This window comes from Bacteroides cellulolyticus (assembly GCF_025567135.1).
Lineage (GTDB): Bacteria > Bacteroidota > Bacteroidia > Bacteroidales > Bacteroidaceae > Phocaeicola > Phocaeicola cellulolyticus.
The window spans coordinates 144,442-160,651 of sequence record NZ_JAOQJJ010000005.1 but is presented as its reverse complement, the minus strand read 5'-3'; the positions used below and the strand labels follow the sequence as shown (position 1 = coordinate 160,651).

18 protein-coding genes and 2 tRNA genes are annotated in these 16,210 nt (G+C 37.4%); 7 read left to right on the top strand and 13 right to left on the bottom strand.

What is annotated here, in order from left to right; all coding sequences use genetic code 11:
* Window positions 1-339 precede the first annotated feature (339 nt).
* The 3 genes from OCV82_RS07480 to OCV82_RS07470 are packed head-to-tail and all read right to left on the bottom strand — an operon-like array spanning window position 340 to window position 1,326.
* The gene (locus tag OCV82_RS07480) at window positions 340-657 is read right to left on the bottom strand and encodes a hypothetical protein (protein ID WP_022161983.1); all 318 of its coding nucleotides are present in this window, start codon (window positions 655-657) and stop codon (window positions 340-342) included.
* Between the two features lie 4 nt (window positions 658-661).
* On the bottom strand, window positions 662-1,069 hold the full coding sequence (locus OCV82_RS07475; protein WP_154043824.1) for a hypothetical protein: 408 nt from the start codon (window positions 1,067-1,069) through the stop codon (window positions 662-664).
* 2 nt (window positions 1,070-1,071) lie between these two features.
* Complete coding sequence (locus OCV82_RS07470; protein WP_262543209.1) at window positions 1,072-1,326, bottom strand: helix-turn-helix domain-containing protein; 255 nt, start codon at window positions 1,324-1,326, stop codon at window positions 1,072-1,074.
* Between the two features lie 169 nt (window positions 1,327-1,495).
* Between OCV82_RS07470 and OCV82_RS07465 the strand changes: the two genes are divergently transcribed.
* From OCV82_RS07465 to OCV82_RS07450, 4 genes are read left to right on the top strand one after another with little or no spacing between them, the layout of a single operon-like run.
* Window positions 1,496-1,789: a hypothetical protein gene (locus OCV82_RS07465; RefSeq protein WP_154043823.1), complete on the top strand. Its 294-nt coding sequence runs from the start codon at window positions 1,496-1,498 to the stop codon at window positions 1,787-1,789.
* A 25-nt stretch (window positions 1,790-1,814) separates the two neighbouring features.
* Window positions 1,815-2,147, top strand: coding sequence for an SH3 beta-barrel fold-containing protein (locus tag OCV82_RS07460; RefSeq protein ID WP_154043822.1), 333 nt, complete (start codon window positions 1,815-1,817; stop codon window positions 2,145-2,147).
* Between the two features lie 55 nt (window positions 2,148-2,202).
* Window positions 2,203-2,808, top strand: coding sequence for a hypothetical protein (locus OCV82_RS07455; RefSeq protein ID WP_154043821.1), 606 nt, complete (start codon window positions 2,203-2,205; stop codon window positions 2,806-2,808).
* A gap of 2 nt (window positions 2,809-2,810) precedes the next feature.
* On the top strand, window positions 2,811-2,960 hold the full coding sequence (locus tag OCV82_RS07450; protein ID WP_262543205.1) for a hypothetical protein: 150 nt from the start codon (window positions 2,811-2,813) through the stop codon (window positions 2,958-2,960).
* A gap of 205 nt (window positions 2,961-3,165) precedes the next feature.
* Here OCV82_RS07450 and OCV82_RS07445 read toward each other — a convergent pair.
* The 8 genes from OCV82_RS07445 to prmC form a co-directional block, all read right to left on the bottom strand.
* A tRNA-Leu gene (locus OCV82_RS07445) sits at window positions 3,166-3,250 on the bottom strand.
* Window positions 3,251-3,266: 16 nt separating this feature from the next.
* Window positions 3,267-3,339 (bottom strand) — tRNA-Gly (locus tag OCV82_RS07440).
* Window positions 3,340-3,507: 168 nt separating this feature from the next.
* The gene (gene argH / locus OCV82_RS07435; protein ID WP_154043820.1) at window positions 3,508-4,848 is read right to left on the bottom strand and encodes an argininosuccinate lyase; all 1,341 of its coding nucleotides are present in this window, start codon (window positions 4,846-4,848) and stop codon (window positions 3,508-3,510) included.
* A 37-nt stretch (window positions 4,849-4,885) separates the two neighbouring features.
* The gene (locus tag OCV82_RS07430; RefSeq protein ID WP_154043819.1) at window positions 4,886-5,317 is read right to left on the bottom strand and encodes an SRPBCC family protein; all 432 of its coding nucleotides are present in this window, start codon (window positions 5,315-5,317) and stop codon (window positions 4,886-4,888) included.
* Window positions 5,318-5,424: 107 nt separating this feature from the next.
* Entirely contained in the window at window positions 5,425-6,060 is a 636-nt protein-coding gene (gene pyrE, locus OCV82_RS07425) for an orotate phosphoribosyltransferase (RefSeq protein WP_154043818.1), read from the bottom strand.
* A 108-nt stretch (window positions 6,061-6,168) separates the two neighbouring features.
* Entirely contained in the window at window positions 6,169-6,861 is a 693-nt protein-coding gene (locus OCV82_RS07420; protein WP_154043817.1) for a ComF family protein, read from the bottom strand.
* A complete protein-coding gene (locus OCV82_RS07415; RefSeq protein WP_154043816.1) occupies window positions 6,861-7,325 on the bottom strand; it encodes a regulatory protein RecX in 465 nt (154 codons plus the stop codon). The genes OCV82_RS07420 and OCV82_RS07415 overlap by 1 nt, the downstream gene beginning before the upstream one ends.
* Entirely contained in the window at window positions 7,322-8,161 is an 840-nt protein-coding gene (gene prmC / locus OCV82_RS07410; RefSeq protein WP_154043815.1) for a peptide chain release factor N(5)-glutamine methyltransferase, read from the bottom strand. The genes OCV82_RS07415 and prmC overlap by 4 nt, the downstream gene beginning before the upstream one ends.
* A 32-nt stretch (window positions 8,162-8,193) precedes the next feature.
* Here prmC and ribD point away from each other — a divergent pair, with 32 nt between their 5' ends.
* From ribD to OCV82_RS07395, 3 genes are all read left to right on the top strand, one after another.
* The gene (gene ribD / locus OCV82_RS07405) at window positions 8,194-9,243 is read left to right on the top strand and encodes a bifunctional diaminohydroxyphosphoribosylaminopyrimidine deaminase/5-amino-6-(5-phosphoribosylamino)uracil reductase RibD (RefSeq protein ID WP_154043814.1); all 1,050 of its coding nucleotides are present in this window, start codon (window positions 8,194-8,196) and stop codon (window positions 9,241-9,243) included.
* Window positions 9,244-9,392: 149 nt separating this feature from the next.
* Window positions 9,393-10,712, top strand: coding sequence for an AAA family ATPase (locus tag OCV82_RS07400; RefSeq protein WP_154043813.1), 1,320 nt, complete (start codon window positions 9,393-9,395; stop codon window positions 10,710-10,712).
* Between the two features lie 104 nt (window positions 10,713-10,816).
* Window positions 10,817-11,329 (top strand): hypothetical protein, encoded by a 513-nt coding sequence (locus OCV82_RS07395; RefSeq protein ID WP_154043812.1) that lies wholly within the window; start codon window positions 10,817-10,819, stop codon window positions 11,327-11,329.
* Between the two features lie 245 nt (window positions 11,330-11,574).
* Here OCV82_RS07395 and OCV82_RS07390 read toward each other — a convergent pair whose 3' ends face one another.
* Together OCV82_RS07390 and OCV82_RS07385 are read right to left on the bottom strand one after the other, a co-directional pair.
* Entirely contained in the window at window positions 11,575-12,738 is a 1,164-nt protein-coding gene (locus OCV82_RS07390) for a DUF2971 domain-containing protein (protein WP_154043811.1), read from the bottom strand.
* Window positions 12,739-12,877: 139 nt separating this feature from the next.
* A complete protein-coding gene (locus tag OCV82_RS07385) occupies window positions 12,878-16,207 on the bottom strand; it encodes an Eco57I restriction-modification methylase domain-containing protein (RefSeq protein WP_154043810.1) in 3,330 nt (1,109 codons plus the stop codon).
* Window positions 16,208-16,210 lie beyond the last annotated feature (3 nt).

Genomic DNA, 16,210 nt, shown 5'->3' with positions numbered 1-16,210 from the left:
AAAGAATTGTTTATTTTGTATATTTGTGTATGACGTGAGTATTAATGAGGGGGTCTGCAAAACAAAGACTCCCCTAATGATGTCTATTTGACGGACACCATGTAAGGGGATTACTGTTTTGGGAACTCCCTCAAATTGTGTCAGACAGATTTACATCATATCGAAGTAAGAAATATTACTTCTCGCTCCAGACCTGACCGTAATAATGTTACGGGGGTAAACTCAAAATTGCGTTGAGTCCCACGAGGTGTAAAATACCACATTTATCAAAACCGTAGAATCTACGCATTTAAACCGGCAGGAATTGGCCTAATATGGTTTTAGGGCGTATAAATCAGCTTATAAGCCTTTTTCTATCTCATGCCAGAGAGCTGTCATTTCTTTTGTAGGGGCCTCATCTTTACATAAAAATTCAAAATCTTTTCTTTGGTATGGGGTGTGTTCAAAGCATATCAAGTCAAGGAGGTAGTTTTTAGCCTCTACAGGGCGCAAATAACATAGTTTCCTATATTCTCTATGTTGTTGGTCTGAAAGTGGCTGAAAAAGACTTATTTCTTTATATGAGAAAACAGCCTCATACGCTCCATACCCGGAATAAAAGACATGGAGTGTAAAAGGCTTGTTTGTTTCAAGGATGGTTTGAGGTTTCTTTCTCATTTTTTTATTTTCGATGTATCTCGATAACCTTACCTAAATGAAAAGCTATTTGCCAAAAAGCATATAAATCAGCACGTATCATATTAGGTATGAATCTAAATCCGTCAACTTCTACTAAAGCTGTATCACGTTCCTTTGCATAACCAACGGCAATATACAGGTATTTATAAGGCTTAGGCACAAACGGAAAATTTCCGTTGTTATAATCGTCAATGAAATATTCTTTATTTGGTTGGGTTACATTTGGATTAAGAACATATTTGCCGTTTCCATCTTTGAGCAAATAACGATTAGCGGTAATACCCTCTTTTATTTCTCTATACTCTTCTTTCTTTGTGCCTGCTATTATCTGGTCGAAATAAACTTGTTTTATAGGCAAGTAAAGAGTATTCTCTTTAGTAGGTGTTTCCATAATTATTCTATTTTAAGATTTATATCCTTTCCACAATGGGGGCAAGTGAGAGAAAGGGTGTCTTTCTTTGGTTGCTCAAATAATTCCGTTACCGGGCATCCTATAGCATCAGCAATCCTTAAAAGTACCTCTGTTGATGGATTACCATTAATATGCGTACTAAGTGTAACACGTGATATATTCATTTTCTCTGCTACTTCATTCACAGATGTACCGTAACGCTTCATAGCTTCTTTAATCATTAATCTATCTATCATAATCCTATCGTTTTAAGTTTATGCAAATTTACATAGTTTATCGTCATGTAAAACGATTGGCTTACTAAATAATGTTAAATGTAATATGATAATAATTCTTTTATTTGTTTATGTAAAATGATTGCCTTACATTTGTATCATCAAAGTTAAACAATAAAGGACAAACGATATGGCAGCAATAAATGAAACAATAGCAAATGCGATTTACAACGCAATAGACAGCAACAACGGTACATTCTCTGTTGAGGTAGAAGTAAACAATGCTTTGGTAGTTGTTGATGGCAGCTTTGAGATTGACGGTTATTGCGAAGATGATTATTTCAACGGTACAGGCGCATGGGTAACTACTTACGTTTCTGTTTGCATTGACAGCGTAGAAGCCTATGATGAGGACGGCAACGAAGTAGATGTAGATTGCGACCTTACAGAGATTGAAAGAAGCGTTGAAAGACTGGCAGCATAATATTAATGACTAAAGATATACGATTATGGCAACAGAATTTAAAAACAGAATGAGAGAAGTAATGCGTCTGGCGTGGCAAATGGTTAAGAAGAACGGTTATTCAATGAGTGAGGCTCTTAAATGCGCCTGGCTGAATATGAAGCTGAAAGCGTCAATGAAAGAACGTATTGTAAAGTTCTACTTTCAGAAAGTGGACGGTTCTATACGTGAAGCATACGGCACACTGAAAGAATCATTATTGCCGCCAATAAAAGGCACAGAAAGCCGTAAAAAGAGCGATACCTTACAAGTGTACTTCGACACAGAGAAAAACGAATACAGATCGTTTAAAGTGGCAAATTTGATAAAGATAGGATGATTATTAACCCGGTGTGGGTACTTTCAAAGTACCCCCTACCACAAAGATAAAAGAAATGAGAACAGGAAGAAGAATAAAAGTATATCCAAATTTGGGAGTAGTAACAAAAGTACAACGGCAATTATTAGCCAGTGAACAAGAAAGAAACAAGCTTAAGAAACTGTATATTGATGAGGCTACAGAACATTACAAAGCAGAAAGACGCTTAAAAATAGAAATTCAACGTACTGCCTTTTATTGTGATTGTGTCGAGGCTCTTAATTTGATTCTTATTGATGCTAAGAGCCTCAGCAAAGAAGAAATAGAGGCCAAACTAAATGAATACAGAGAGTTTAAACAGAAAGCCTATCAAACCTTTGTTGAAAGAAAAGATGAACTAAACAAAATAGAACTATCTGTTTGTGGTAAATATAAAGTTCTCCATGCTGATGAAAAAGAAGCACTACAAAAAGATCTGGCACAGACAAGAACGCTGCTTGAAAAAGAAAAAGCTTTTTCCTGTTATCTGTATGATTGCAAGGATTTATTAATAACAAGCCTGTATGATGTAAACAATGAGTGTCCTCAGATAAACAATATCATTGAAAAGTTTATGCAATTTGATAAATCAGCCAATAAACGGTTTGAAGAAAAGATAAAGACCTTATCAAAAGAACAATAACAATGAAACATAAATTTTATATCATGCTGCTGATAGTAGGATTCTTGCTACTGGCAGCGACTGAAAGCGAAACAGGGATAAGTAATATTATGGGTACAGGTCTATGTATTATCTCCGGAATGAAATTAGATTTTTTTGAAGAAATTCAATAAGAAGCACTATCTTTGTACCAGAATGCCATAACGGTATTTTAAAACGCAAATTAAGGTTGTTTGCCAGGTGTGGCAAGCAGCCTTTTTTATTACGATAACAACGCCAAAACTACACGCCAAAAAACTATCACGCCAAAATCACGCCAAAAATAGACAAAAGAAAAACGCCAACTACTCATTTCCAAGCAATTAGCGTTTATACCTGTACTCGAAGCGGGACTTGAACCCGCACAGCTGCAATAGCCAAGGGATTTTAAGTCCCTCGTGTCTACCGATTCCACCATTCGAGCATCCTTTCAAAGAAAGAGCGGAAAACGAGACTCGAACTCGCGACCCTAACCTTGGCAAGGTTATGCTCTACCAACTGAGCTATTTCCGCGTTAACGGGTGCAAATGTATGGAGTTTTTGTATAACTTCCAAACATTTCGCCCGTTTTTATTAAAAAAAATATCCGTTTTAATATATTCAAAAGCCTTTTGACATAGCTTCAGGGTATATTTGCAAAACATTTTAAAAGTCTTTGCAAAGCATTTGCAAGTTTCAATGTTATCTTCCAAGAAGGGCCTTTTCAGCATTTTCAACCACAGCAAAATCAAAACCTGACACAACTTTATCCATCAGTTCTGTGATGCGGTCGTTACACAGGTTACCGATACTTCCCTCATGAGTGTGATGAACCTGTTTATTATGTGTAAACTTTCCTGCTTCAATATCAAGTCCAACCTTCTTGTATGCATCGCGGAATGGCATTCCTTCTGTTGCAAGGCGATTCACTTCCTCAACACTGAAAATGTACAGATACTTGTCATCGTCAAGAATATGTTCGTTCACATAAATCTTGTCCATAATGTATGTAGCCATCTGCAGGCAGTCCTTGAGTTCGGAGAAAGCAGGCAGGAACACTTCCTTTATTATCTGCAAGTCGCGGAAATATCCCGAAGGCAGATTATTCATTATCATCATTATCTGCTGAGGGAGCGCCTGTATCTTATTACATTTTGCACGAGTAAGTTCGAACACATCAGGATTCTTCTTATGCGGCATGATACTTGAACCTGTGGTACATTCATCCGGAAGTTTCACGAAACCGAAATTCTGACTGCTGAACATACAAGCATCGAAAGCCATCTTAGATAATGTTCCGGCTATAGACGCAAGAGCAAAAGCTACGTTACGTTCCATTTTTCCACGTCCCATCTGTGCGTAAACAACGTTATAGTTCATTGAGTCAAATCCTAACAGACGTGTAGTCATCTCTCTGTTCAGAGGGAAAGAAGAGCCATAACCGGCAGCAGAGCCTAACGGATTGCGGTTACACATCTTGTATGCAGCCTGAAGAAACATCATGTCGTCAACAAGACTTTCGGCGTATGCTCCAAACCAAAGACCGAACGACGACGGCATGGCTATCTGCAAATGTGTATATCCGGGCATCAATACATCCTTATACTTATTACTTTGGGAAATAAGGACTTTGAACAAATCTTCTACAGCCTCAGCAATTTCTTTTATTTGTGCGCGTGTAAATAATTTCAAATCGACAAGAACCTGATCATTTCTTGAACGTCCGCTGTGAATTTTCTTACCGACATCTCCAAGTTTCCTTGTCAGCATAAGTTCTACCTGAGAATGTACATCCTCAATGCCATCTTCTATCACGAAGTCACCTTTCTCAGCAGAAGCATATATGTTTTTAAGTTCTTCAAGCAACACTTTCAGTTCGTCAGACTTCAAAAGTCCGATACTCTCGAGCATAGTTATATGAGCCATTGAACCCAGTACATCATGCTTTGCAAGGTAGAGGTCCATCTCACGGTCTCGTCCCACAGTAAAACGGTCTATCTCCTCGTTTACCTGAACATTTTTTTCCCAAAGTTTCTGAGCCATATTCCTGTTTGATTTATAGTTCTAAAATAAAAAGAGATTAATAAGGTATAGCCGAAAGCATGTCAGCCAGTTTCTCCACTCCTTCCTGAAGCGGCTTTGAAACCATAGCCTTCATAAACATGTTTACTTCGGCACGTATTGTAACCTTCATTTTCGACTGATCGTCAGACACCGGAAGCATCTGTATCCACAAGTTCATAGGTACAGGCGATTTGTCACCTTCAAACTTGATACACTTCATCGGTTCGCGTTCGATTATTCTAAGTGTCAGACTTATACCCTGCACCTTCAGAGTAATCGAATCCTGGTCGAACGTCATATCCTCCAGCTTGCCCTCAAGTTTATCTTTTACAGCATCAAGGCGCTGGCGTACAGACTCCAGATTATTCAAGTCCGACAGTTTGTTATAAACTCGTTCCTGACTGTAAGGAACATATTTCACAGTACTTTCGTATTGTAATGTTGCCATATATTATTACGATAACAAAAAACACGGATTTTACCGAATGACACGATTCGCTATCAGGAACCGTGAGACCAGTAGAATCCGTGTCTTCAATTATAAATTAATATTCATTATTTTCCTGTCCAGTGTGCAGGATCTTCTCTCCATGCCTGAAGTACAGGAATATCTTCTTCGTCGATGTAGTTAGTCTTTAATGCAGCATCAAGCACAGCATTGTAGTTTGTCAAAGTAAAAAGTTCTACTTTTGCATTGAGGAATGCCTTTACAGACACATCGAAACCATAAGTGAATGAAGCTACCATACCGATAACCTCGCAACCGTCACGACGGATAGCCTCAACAGCTTTCAAGCTGCTACCGCCTGTAGAAATCAAGTCTTCTACAACTACCACCTTCATACCCGGACGCAATTCACCTTCGATAAGATTTTCCAATCCATGGTCTTTTGGGCTTGAGCGAACATATACGAATGGCAAGTTGAGTTCTTCTGCAACCAATGCACCCTGAGCGATAGCTCCTGTAGCCACACCGGCAATAGCGTCAACCTGACCGAATTTTTCAAGAATAACACGACAAAGTTCCAACTTCACGAAGTTACGAAGTGCAGGGTAAGACAAAGTCTTACGGTTGTCGCAATAAATAGGAGATTTCCAACCTGAAGCCCAAGTGAAAGGGTTAGCCGGCTGAATTTTAATAGCTTTTACTTTCAGCAATTTCTCTGCGAATAATTTTTCCAAAGCTTTCATAATTTTACTAATATCTGATAAACATTTGTGCAAAAGTAGAGAAATACATCGGTATTTGAAAATTTATATGTATTAATTTTGCTAAAAACCGACATAAAGCATCATATATTATGATTTTGTCCACGCCAATGTTACAACACTGATTTTTACGAAATCTATCTTTTTCAGCGCATCAAGACAGGCAGAGATTGTAGCGCCTGTAGTAAGCACATCGTCTATCAGAAGTATATGCCTGCCACTTAATGAATAAGCCTTTTCGGTAACTTCAAACAATCCTTCGGCATTTCCCCACCTTTCAAAAGCTGATTTATGAGTTTGTGTGGCATTATTGTGGGTCCTTATCAAAGCATCCGTAACTACAGGAATCGAAGTTATATCAGAAATACCTCTTGCCAACAATTCCGACTGGTTATAACCTCTGGTTCTCAATCTGTTTTTATGCAACGGAACTGGTAAAATAAAATCTATTCCATCAAAAAATCCAGAATCCAGCAATTCAGTCCCCATAATACATCCCATCTGTCGGCATAATCTCTTCCTTCCATGATATTTCATTCCATGAAGTATATTTGCTACACTGCCTCCTTTTGCGTAATAATACAATGCTGTGGCACGTTCTATAGGAAATATTCCCCAGAAATATCGTTCCATCTCATTCCCTGGAGTATTCAGTAATCCGGTTTTTGGCAGTGATACCATACATGAAATACACAAGCTCTCTTCCTGTGATGAAAGAAGTTTTCCACAACATACACAGGTGCGTGGAAAAAAGAAATCACGTATGTCACCAAGAATATTCATTAATCGAAATCACCTTTTACAAATCTCAATATCTCCTGCATAGCAAATCCCCTACCAGCAGCAAAGCGGATAAGTTTGGCATTGCGCTCATAATCTGTCTCCGCCTTGATACTTTTAAGTTTCTGTTTCAAAAGACTTTGAAGGATGGAGTTATACTCATCTTCATCTATATCTTCCATACCTGCGTTTATCTCTTCCGATGTCAAACCTTTCATACGCAATGATTGGGCAATCTTTACCCTGCCCCATTGGTTGAAACGATATTTGTCGCGTACGTATGCACTGCAAAACCTTATTGTGTCAAGATACTTTTCCTTGAACAGATGAGCCATAACCGCAGCCACTGTTTCCGGACTTGCCCCCCAGCCTTTAAGTTTTGCCTCAACATCCGACGGACACCTCTCCACCGCCGAGCAATAAGCCTCAGCCTTGTTCAATATTTCTTTTTCCGTATATTCTTTCATGGTCTCAAAGCCTTAATCATCCTGTCATTACTAGACAAGTCTTTCCTCAATTCAATATTCTTATATCCCATCGAAGCCAGCATCTCTACTGTCTCACTACCGTATGCCCTGTTTATCTCAAAATATATCAACCCTCCGTCATTCAATATATCCAGCCCTATCTCAGCTATACGTCTGTAGAAACGCAATGGATCGTCGTCAGGAACAAAAAGTGCCAGATCCGGTTCCCATTCCAGAACATTTCTCTCCATATCCTTCTTTTCACTTTCCGTAATATAAGGAGGATTGCTTACAAGAATGTCAACCTTTATATTGGGAATATCAGTTCCAAGCACATCTACACGACTGAAAGCCACATCCGCCTTATTAATACGTGCATTTTCAGACGCTACGGACAATGCCTCTTCCGAAATATCCCATGCCGACACTACAGGCGAATCCATCATCAAAGCCAACGAAACAGGGATACATCCGCTTCCGGTACCGATGTCAAGGACATGTGCACCTTCACGTTTGTTGTCCTTCACTATCCAGTCTATCAATTCCGCAGTCTCAGGTCGTGGAATAAGAACTGCAGGCGTCACCTTAAAGCGATAGCCGCAAAACCATGTTTCACCGATAATATATTGCAAGGGTTCGTACGACTTCAGGCGCGCCAGAATATCATTTACCTCCGAAAGTTTTTCTGACGAAAAATTCATATCTTTGCCTGCATATAAGTCAAGAACCGACAGCCGGAATTTCTCTGTCAGTATATATTTTGCCATGGCAGCAGCCTCAGCATCCGGATAGAAGCCGGAAAGTTCTTGTCGTATATAAGTATATATTGGATGCATAATGTGCAAAAGTAAGAAAAAAGCTCAAGAATATGACTACAGATGAGAAATATATCCGCAGATGTATAGAACTTGCATCAAACGGACTGTGCAATGCAGCTCCCAATCCGATGGTTGGAGCGGTAATAGTTCATAACGGTAAGATTATCGGCGAAGGCTATCATGCCAGATGCGGTGAAGGTCATGCCGAAGTCAATGCCATACGTTCCGTAAAAGATGAAAGCCTGCTCAAGGAATCAACCATATACGTAAGCCTGGAACCATGTTCGCACTATGGGAAGACACCTCCATGCGCCGACCTTATCATCAGCAAGGGTATTCCACGTGTTGTGGTAGGCTGTATAGACCCTTTCTCGCAAGTGTCAGGGAGAGGAATTCGTAAACTGCGCGATGCCGGTATTGATGTTACCGTAGGAGTGCTGGAAGACGAATGCAAAAACCTTATCAGGCGGTTCGTGACATTCAACACACAAAAGCGTCCGTATATTACCCTGAAATGGGCTGAATCGGCAGACGGGTTTATCGACACAAACCGTGAAAACGGCTCACCTGTAGTATTATCAACCCCAATCACATCGATGTACGTACACAAGCAAAGAGCAGAACACAAGGCTATACTCGTAGGCAGAAAAACGGCTCTTCTTGACAATCCTTCACTGACCACACGCAATTGGTATGGAGCCAATCCATTAAGATTAGTCATAGACCGTACCCTCTCTCTGCCTTCCAATCTCAAACTGTTCGACCACACTACACCGACGCTTGTATTCACCGAAAAGGAAAAAGCCGTAGAGGAAAACCTGGAATACATAACATTGGATTTCTCTAAGGACATATTACCACAAATCCTTACCGTCCTTTACGAAAGAAAGATACAGTCTCTACTTGTAGAGGGGGGCACTACCCTGCTCCAGTCATTCATAGATACAGAATTGTGGGATGAGACATTTGTTGAACATTCAGCAAAAGTATTGGGAGAAGGAGTGAAATCTCCTGTAATACATAAAGGGTCAGTGATGGAAACAGAAATGCGCGACGGGGTTTGTGTCAGTTATTATATAACCAAGTGCAATAAAAACTGATGTTCATATCCCGTTCAGTGAACGTTCACTAAACGGGGTATGAACGAACAATGAACAAGAAATAGTGCTTGATCTCTTGACTATACCAAATCCTTTGCATTATAAACTATTTTTTCTATTTTTGCAATAACTCTTCATTAAGATACAAGATGAAACTTCGTTTACAGAATATTCTAAAAGTCGAAAGTGCCAACATAGAGCTTGGCGGACTTACAGTAATAACCGGTGAGAATGATTCAGGTAAAAGTTCTATCGGCAAGATTCTGTTTTCTATTCTCAAAGCAACAAACAATGCAAAACAGGTTGATAAACTTGAAACACTTCAGTTTATAAACTCCAATCTATTATCTATTAAAAGATTATTTGGTCGCTTTAACAATTACGATGTTCTAAAAGACATTAAATCAATAAGCATTGATTTAATAGAGAAAAATATTTCTGTAGAAAAATTGACTGAAACTATCAAAGACGCTTCAAAAAAATATTCATTCACAAGCAGACAAGCAGCCATAATAAATAAAAAGCTAACACAGACTCAGCAGAGTCTTTCAGAATTAGATAATCCGGAATTAGCCATAAGGAGAGAATTAGATATTATATTGAGAAGTGAATTCATGGAGCCGTTAAACTCATACGGAACCAAATACTCAAGCATTAATTTTCACGACGATACGACCGACACCTATGGTAGCGATATAAGTTTCAACTTTGAAGATGGAAAAATTTCAAACATAAAGCTGTCAGGAGAGTCCTCAATAGAAGATATAACATACGTGGAATCCCCGGTATATCTGCATATTCTCGACACATTGCGTATGTCGAGTTCCGTCCCCACAAAATCATTCCGTGGAATGTCCGGCTCCTTACAGAAAGGCAATATCCCATACCATTTGGGTGATATGGCAGAAAAGATACTGAGTACAACAGAAGATTTATTAGGATTATTTCAGTCAACAGGCTACCAGCAACAATTAAATGAAATAAAAGAGCTGATAGAAGGAGATTTTACCGTTGACAAGAAATCAAGGCAGTTACATTTCCGTAGAAACGGTATTTCCATTCCTGCGGTAAGCGTGGCATCCGGCATAAAATCATTTGGTGTCCTTCTTCGCCTTTTGCAGACCGACAGTATTTCCACCTCAAAGATGCTTGTGCTGGATGAACCTGAAATACATTTGCATCCTGAATGGCAAATAAACTTCTGTAAATTCATTGTAGAATTAGTATCCGAAGGTATTCCTATAGTTGTCAGTTCACACAGTCCGTACTTCATTCAGGGACTAAGATATTTTGCTGCCGCCAAAGGGATAGAAAAAGAAGTGACATATTATATGGCTGAACAGAATACCGACACCGGTCTCTCCACCTTCAATGACGTAACCAACGATCTGAATAAGGTATTCACACTGCTGGCTGCGCCACTTCGCGAAATAATGAATGTTGATGCAGCAAGAAATACCTTAAAATGACACCATCCGAAATATATGACAAAATAAAACGATACACAGAAGGTTGCGAAACTATTATTTGCAACCTTCACAGTGCATGTTCGCCCACTAAAGGCAAAACATATATGTGTACATCGCAAAGTTCAAAAACTCCGGTAATTGATTTCGATACAGTTAAGACCGAAGCAGACAAAGTGTTAAATATAGAATCCAGAAATTCAGTCGATGCATTAACAAAATCTCCTTCCGGCAATTACCTATGCCTTGTGGAACTAAAAAGCTGGGATCTGGTTCTTTCATACAATGGTACTGAGAAGGCCATTCGTAAGCAAGCCAAGAAATACGAATCAAACTTACCTCTAAAACTGACAGACAGCATATCTATCTGCAAACAGATATGCAAAGACAATTCGGCACTCGATAATTGCCATATTATATTCATTCTCTTGTCAGATATTTCTGTTGAAGAAGACGGTCTGTCCGATATTAATTCCAACCTTACAGCATTGGCTGGCTCTTCATCCAATCTTAATATGCTATGCAATCAGTTGTCAGCTGATATCATGAACGGTATTCCAAACGTTGAAACACGATATTGGGAATGCAGGGAGTTTGACGAAAAGTTGGAGGTATTGTAAAAAAACTTTTTACTACCACATGATATCCTTGAAATTTTTAACCATGTGATTTGTCCAAAAATACTCAACGATAACTTTATATAATCAATTATATCAGTCAACTTTAATAAAAGTTGCATATAAAAACTCGAATACCTTCCAGAGTACGCAGTTCTACGGAAAGCATGGAAGATTAGATCATGTACGAAGGTAATAATTTCAACTTTTAATAACATCTCTTTTCCCACGTATAACAATATTTAAGTTTATTGTATTTCAACATATTTCAAATTGTAAATGTCTTTTTCATCTAAAACCATTTTATAAAAATTGGGTAATTTAGTTCGTCGCTGAATAAATATATTCTTAATGGTGTCAATAACATTATTTGTACATCTATATCCCAAAAAAATAGAATCAATTTCAGACTCTTCATCTAAAGGTATTCCGTAAAACATTTCTGTCTTATTAGGATTATAGACAATAAGACGAACCTCTTTTTCGTATTTCCAATCCCGTTTCTTTGTAGCAAAAGCTAAATTAGAATCAATAGATGGTATTAATATACTTATCTTTTTATTTGTATAAGAGATTTTTTTTAAATACATATGCTCATACTTATCGTTTTCCTCTTGTCGTATAAAATGGTTAGATAATTTATACTTAACACAAAAACCAGTATGTTCTCCTGCATAATGAGACCACATTAAAATATTCTGAGTTGGAGAATTTCCATATCCTAAACAAAAAGACCTAATTCGATAAGAATTAAATGAATTACACATCGGTTTTATATGTTTTTTTTCATTGCATTGACCTGCAAGAATATTTTCATCCCCCCATAAATTTATGATACTATCAAATGGATCATTCATTTTAGTTGTTGGACTTACTGTTATTGTATTATTTATTAAATCCGATAATGAATACTCATTAAATCTTCTAAAAGAAAAAACTGTCACTTTTTTTTGTGTATCAAATTCGGATTTAAAAAAAGAATTATAATAGTTTGCTATCTGATAATATTTTAGAGAAGAGTTCTCATTGTCAATTTTTGCATATATCTCTCCAGCACATGAATATACTTTTGATATTTGTTCTTTTATAGGACCTAATGTTACAATATTCAATTTGGTTCCATCAGAATCAGGGATATATAAATATTCCCCATTACCATCTATTTTTAATATAGAATAATTTATTACTTTCGTAAGTTGAATAGCTTTATCTATATAACATTTGGCCTTTTCCATTTGATTTTTACAATTCATATAATGAGCACGATAGAAATAGAATCTAAAATCGTAGCAATTCAAACCTTCTATTTGACTCTGAAACTCAATATATTTATTGACTCTTTCTTCATTTGAACATTTGTCGCAAGTTATATAAGTATTAAGTGCTTTTGCGAATTTTACAAGATCAGTCATATTTACAAATATTATTATAAGAACACAAAGTTATAAATATCAACTTTATTATCCATATCAAAAATAAGTTTCGTTGATTATATTTAATATCTACTTCCTAACACTATATTGAGAAGTTTTTACTTTTATATTTTAAATATCAAAAACTTTTCTCTACATATTGTATTTCTTCATCAGTCAATCCATATATTGAATACACTATATCATCTATCTTACTCTCCAATTTTGATATATCATGGTTTGCATCAATTTTCTTTAAATCTATGATTATGTCTATTATTTCCACAATAGAATTCTGAATATCAACTGTAGCTTTCTTAATAGGAATTTCAGATAATGGTTTCTGATATAATTCCAATGTTTCTCCTTTACGTTTTCCTTTATAATAAAGCCACACATAATATAATTTAGAATTAAGGAGTCCTAATATATATTTAATATGATATTCCTTATTGGGATTAGTTATATAATATACATCAGCACTTGCGAACCAATCACATTCGTTATATCCAAAAGTATTACTTTTACTTCTTTGAGGACAAACTATCTTAGGTCCTAAAAAGATATTAGGATGTGCTGTTCCACGTCTCAATTGAAACCAACAATCTTTCTTTTCATTATTAATTTCTCGTATTTTAATCAAAATGGGCTTATACAATGATAAGCATGATTTAATAATCTGTTGTTCTTTTAATTGAGTTTGAAGTGAAGAGAATATTATTTTCTTTGTAGTTTCTTCATTTGTGCTATAACGATTTATATCTGAATTTTTATAAAATGCTTTTAAGAAAAGAGAATCCTCTACTCTTTGAATTTTATCTCTATCACGAGAATAATTGGAATCCAAAACAAAAACTCCATCTCCTTTTTGAATATCATTATCCTGTATATACTTTACACTTGCATATTTTATATTATGATTAGTAATACTATCACAACCTCCCATTATTCCGGCATTAACTTCTGCTATTTCCCCCAATGTTAGATTATCCAATTTAATTTTATTCAACAAAGAAGAAATAAAAATATCAGTACTATTATTCTGTAATCTAATATATTTTTCCTCCCCATCAAACATATCTGCTTGTGATATTTCTGAATATATAGTATCATTATCTTTATGATTGGTTATTTGTGCAAACATTAAAGGATTTAAAGTTCCTTTTTTATGAACATCTACTATATTACATTTCCCATAATCATTAACTTTTGAAAATAAACTAATCATATTATGTTGCCCAGGAGCATTCTCAAATAGACGCAATTCACCAAGATTAAACAAAGTCATTATACTCATCCTCTCCTTAATATCTGTTCTTAATTTTTTGGCTCCTAAAGCTGTTATGTAATAGTTAGTTGTAATAAAAATGCCAACACCATTTGTAGATAGCATATTAAAAGAAAGATGAAAGAAGAAGTAAAAATAATCCATCTTACCTAAATAATATTTTCCCATATGGACATCTTTTTTTACTGGCTGAAAAATCTCTTTATGACCCTTCTCTCCAATATACGGCGGATTCCCAATCACAATATCAAATCCACTCCTTCCATCCTCACGGCTAAACACATCGCTAAACCAAGTATGCCAGAGGAAAAACTGATTATTCTCTGCGAGGTTTATACCTTTCAGCTTTTCAAGGATTGCACTATCCACAAAACAAACTTCCAACTGCCTGTTTATAGTTTCCGATATTTCACGTTGCAACTTGACTTTTCGGTTATGGTCGAAACATGAATAATATACTTTCAAGAGGTTTGAAACTGTTTTCTGAAGTCGGTTTTTCTCATTGTCGAAAAGTGATATTTCACCTTTGTCCTTTTTATGTTCCTTCTCATAAGTCAGTTTGCTCAAATCAATACCCATGAAACTTTCTATCAGAGAGTTTCCCTGCATGATTTTATAGTCTAAGTTTGGGAGCGGTGACGGTGTTTCCTCATCCACTACTATTGACAGCCAGAAACGGAGACGGGCTATATCGACTGCTCCTTTCTCTATGTCCACACCATAGATATTGTTCTGTATGATACTCTTTTTCAATTCGGAACGGTCATAACAATCTCCACTCAATGCTTCACGACAGCGCAACAAGGCGTTTAGCAATCCCATAGGGAAAGCACCGGAGCCAATGGCAGGATCGCAAATCTTTACTTCCTCCAGTGCTGTCAGCAGTTTGGACTTCTTGCTTTCAGGGATATCCGAAACGGCTTCTTCGGGCGAAAGTACAAAAGCACGTATCTTATCCTTTGCCACTTTGGTATTTGTTTCAAGATAGGCTATCAGCGATTCCTGACACATATATCTCACTATCTCTTTCGGAGTATAGAATGCGCCTTTATCCTTATTGTCTTCCAAAAGATTTTCGAATATCTTACCGAGCATTTCCGGGTCCACACCTACTTCGGCATCGTTAGGGTCGTTCTCGTCGATGGTAAAATTATATTCGCTGAAGAACTGAAACAGACGTCTGAAATATTCCGCAGGAAACACACTCTCCGGCTCATCATCTTCATCACGTTCAAAAAGTCCTCCATTCAGATACGGTATGTCTTTCCACTCCATCAGCAGAGTCTTGTCCCAACTATAATAATCGAAAAGGCTTTCACGCTCCGAAGGCTTAGTATTCAGTATGCCGAAAAACAATGGTTCAAGCACGGAATCCAGATAATCATCCTTATAACGTGAACGTTCAAAGAGGTTCTGCATATAGTTGAGGTCGCCATTCATCCATCCTTTGCGCTGTAGGAAATGCAGGAAGGTGATACGCCCCATCATCTTCTTTATATAATCGCGTATTTTCTTCTCATCATTGCCGAATGCACGCATCAGAGCAGGACTGGGATTTCCCATATCCTTTTCCACCCATTTACTGCCGGATTTTACGAAACGCTTGCCGGTGACATACTGAATGAAATCGGCATACTGCTCACGATAACGGTCGAAGAACTCATCGGAGAGAGCCTCAACAGAGAAAGCGGTCTTCAGATTTTCGAATGATATACCTTTTTTCTGAAGATTAAGAAGACGTTCGATAGGTGTTCTATACAGTAGTTCTCTGCTACCGAAAACGTAGGTGTATCGTTTGGGCGATGTTGATTCTTCCTTGATGTCACATATAAATGAGAGTCGCCAGTGATCATGGCTGTAGAACACCACCAAAGCAGCATCAAACGCTCCCCAACGGGGATTTATGAATGATCTGACCAGATTACGGAGTCCAACACGCCTGTTGGCCACAGAGCCTTGATTTATGCTGTAGCAGAACAGTCCGATGCGGAAGTAATCCGATGTATCAATACTGCCAATGTAATAGCCTTCCTCTGTGGAATGAGCAGTGGAAAATCTTTCAGGAGTAAGTTTCAGTTCGGTAGCGTGAAAAAAGTAACGGACAAAAGAATACCATCCGGTCATGTCGAATGCCGAACGGAACATCTCTCTCAATGTATCTTTGGTATAAGTGCTTGCCATGAT

Bases quoted from the DNA above. Each gene is read 5' to 3' on its own strand.
- OCV82_RS07465 (WP_154043823.1), top strand. From the start codon at position 1,496: ATGGCAGCAATAAATGAAACAATAGCAAATGCGATTTACAACGCAATA.
- OCV82_RS07475 (WP_154043824.1), bottom strand. From the start codon at position 1,069: ATGGAAACACCTACTAAAGAGAATACTCTTTACTTGCCTATAAAACAA.
- OCV82_RS07415 (WP_154043816.1), bottom strand. From the start codon at position 7,325: ATGAAAGAATATACGGAAAAAGAAATATTGAACAAGGCTGAGGCTTAT.
- argH (WP_154043820.1), bottom strand. From the start codon at position 4,848: ATGGCTCAGAAACTTTGGGAAAAAAATGTTCAGGTAAACGAGGAGATA.
- OCV82_RS07455 (WP_154043821.1), top strand. From the start codon at position 2,203: ATGAGAACAGGAAGAAGAATAAAAGTATATCCAAATTTGGGAGTAGTA.
- OCV82_RS07430 (WP_154043819.1), bottom strand. From the start codon at position 5,317: ATGGCAACATTACAATACGAAAGTACTGTGAAATATGTTCCTTACAGT.
- OCV82_RS07450 (WP_262543205.1), top strand. From the start codon at position 2,811: ATGAAACATAAATTTTATATCATGCTGCTGATAGTAGGATTCTTGCTA.
- OCV82_RS07470 (WP_262543209.1), bottom strand. From the start codon at position 1,326: ATGATAGATAGATTAATGATTAAAGAAGCTATGAAGCGTTACGGTACA.
- prmC (WP_154043815.1), bottom strand. From the start codon at position 8,161: ATGCATCCAATATATACTTATATACGACAAGAACTTTCCGGCTTCTAT.
- OCV82_RS07385 (WP_154043810.1), bottom strand. From the start codon at position 16,207: ATGGCAAGCACTTATACCAAAGATACATTGAGAGAGATGTTCCGTTCG.
- OCV82_RS07390 (WP_154043811.1), bottom strand. From the start codon at position 12,738: ATGACTGATCTTGTAAAATTCGCAAAAGCACTTAATACTTATATAACT.
- ribD (WP_154043814.1), top strand. From the start codon at position 8,194: ATGACTACAGATGAGAAATATATCCGCAGATGTATAGAACTTGCATCA.
- pyrE (WP_154043818.1), bottom strand. From the start codon at position 6,060: ATGAAAGCTTTGGAAAAATTATTCGCAGAGAAATTGCTGAAAGTAAAA.
- OCV82_RS07400 (WP_154043813.1), top strand. From the start codon at position 9,393: ATGAAACTTCGTTTACAGAATATTCTAAAAGTCGAAAGTGCCAACATA.
- OCV82_RS07395 (WP_154043812.1), top strand. From the start codon at position 10,817: ATGTGTACATCGCAAAGTTCAAAAACTCCGGTAATTGATTTCGATACA.
- OCV82_RS07420 (WP_154043817.1), bottom strand. From the start codon at position 6,861: ATGAATATTCTTGGTGACATACGTGATTTCTTTTTTCCACGCACCTGT.
- OCV82_RS07480 (WP_022161983.1), bottom strand. From the start codon at position 657: ATGAGAAAGAAACCTCAAACCATCCTTGAAACAAACAAGCCTTTTACA.
- OCV82_RS07460 (WP_154043822.1), top strand. From the start codon at position 1,815: ATGGCAACAGAATTTAAAAACAGAATGAGAGAAGTAATGCGTCTGGCG.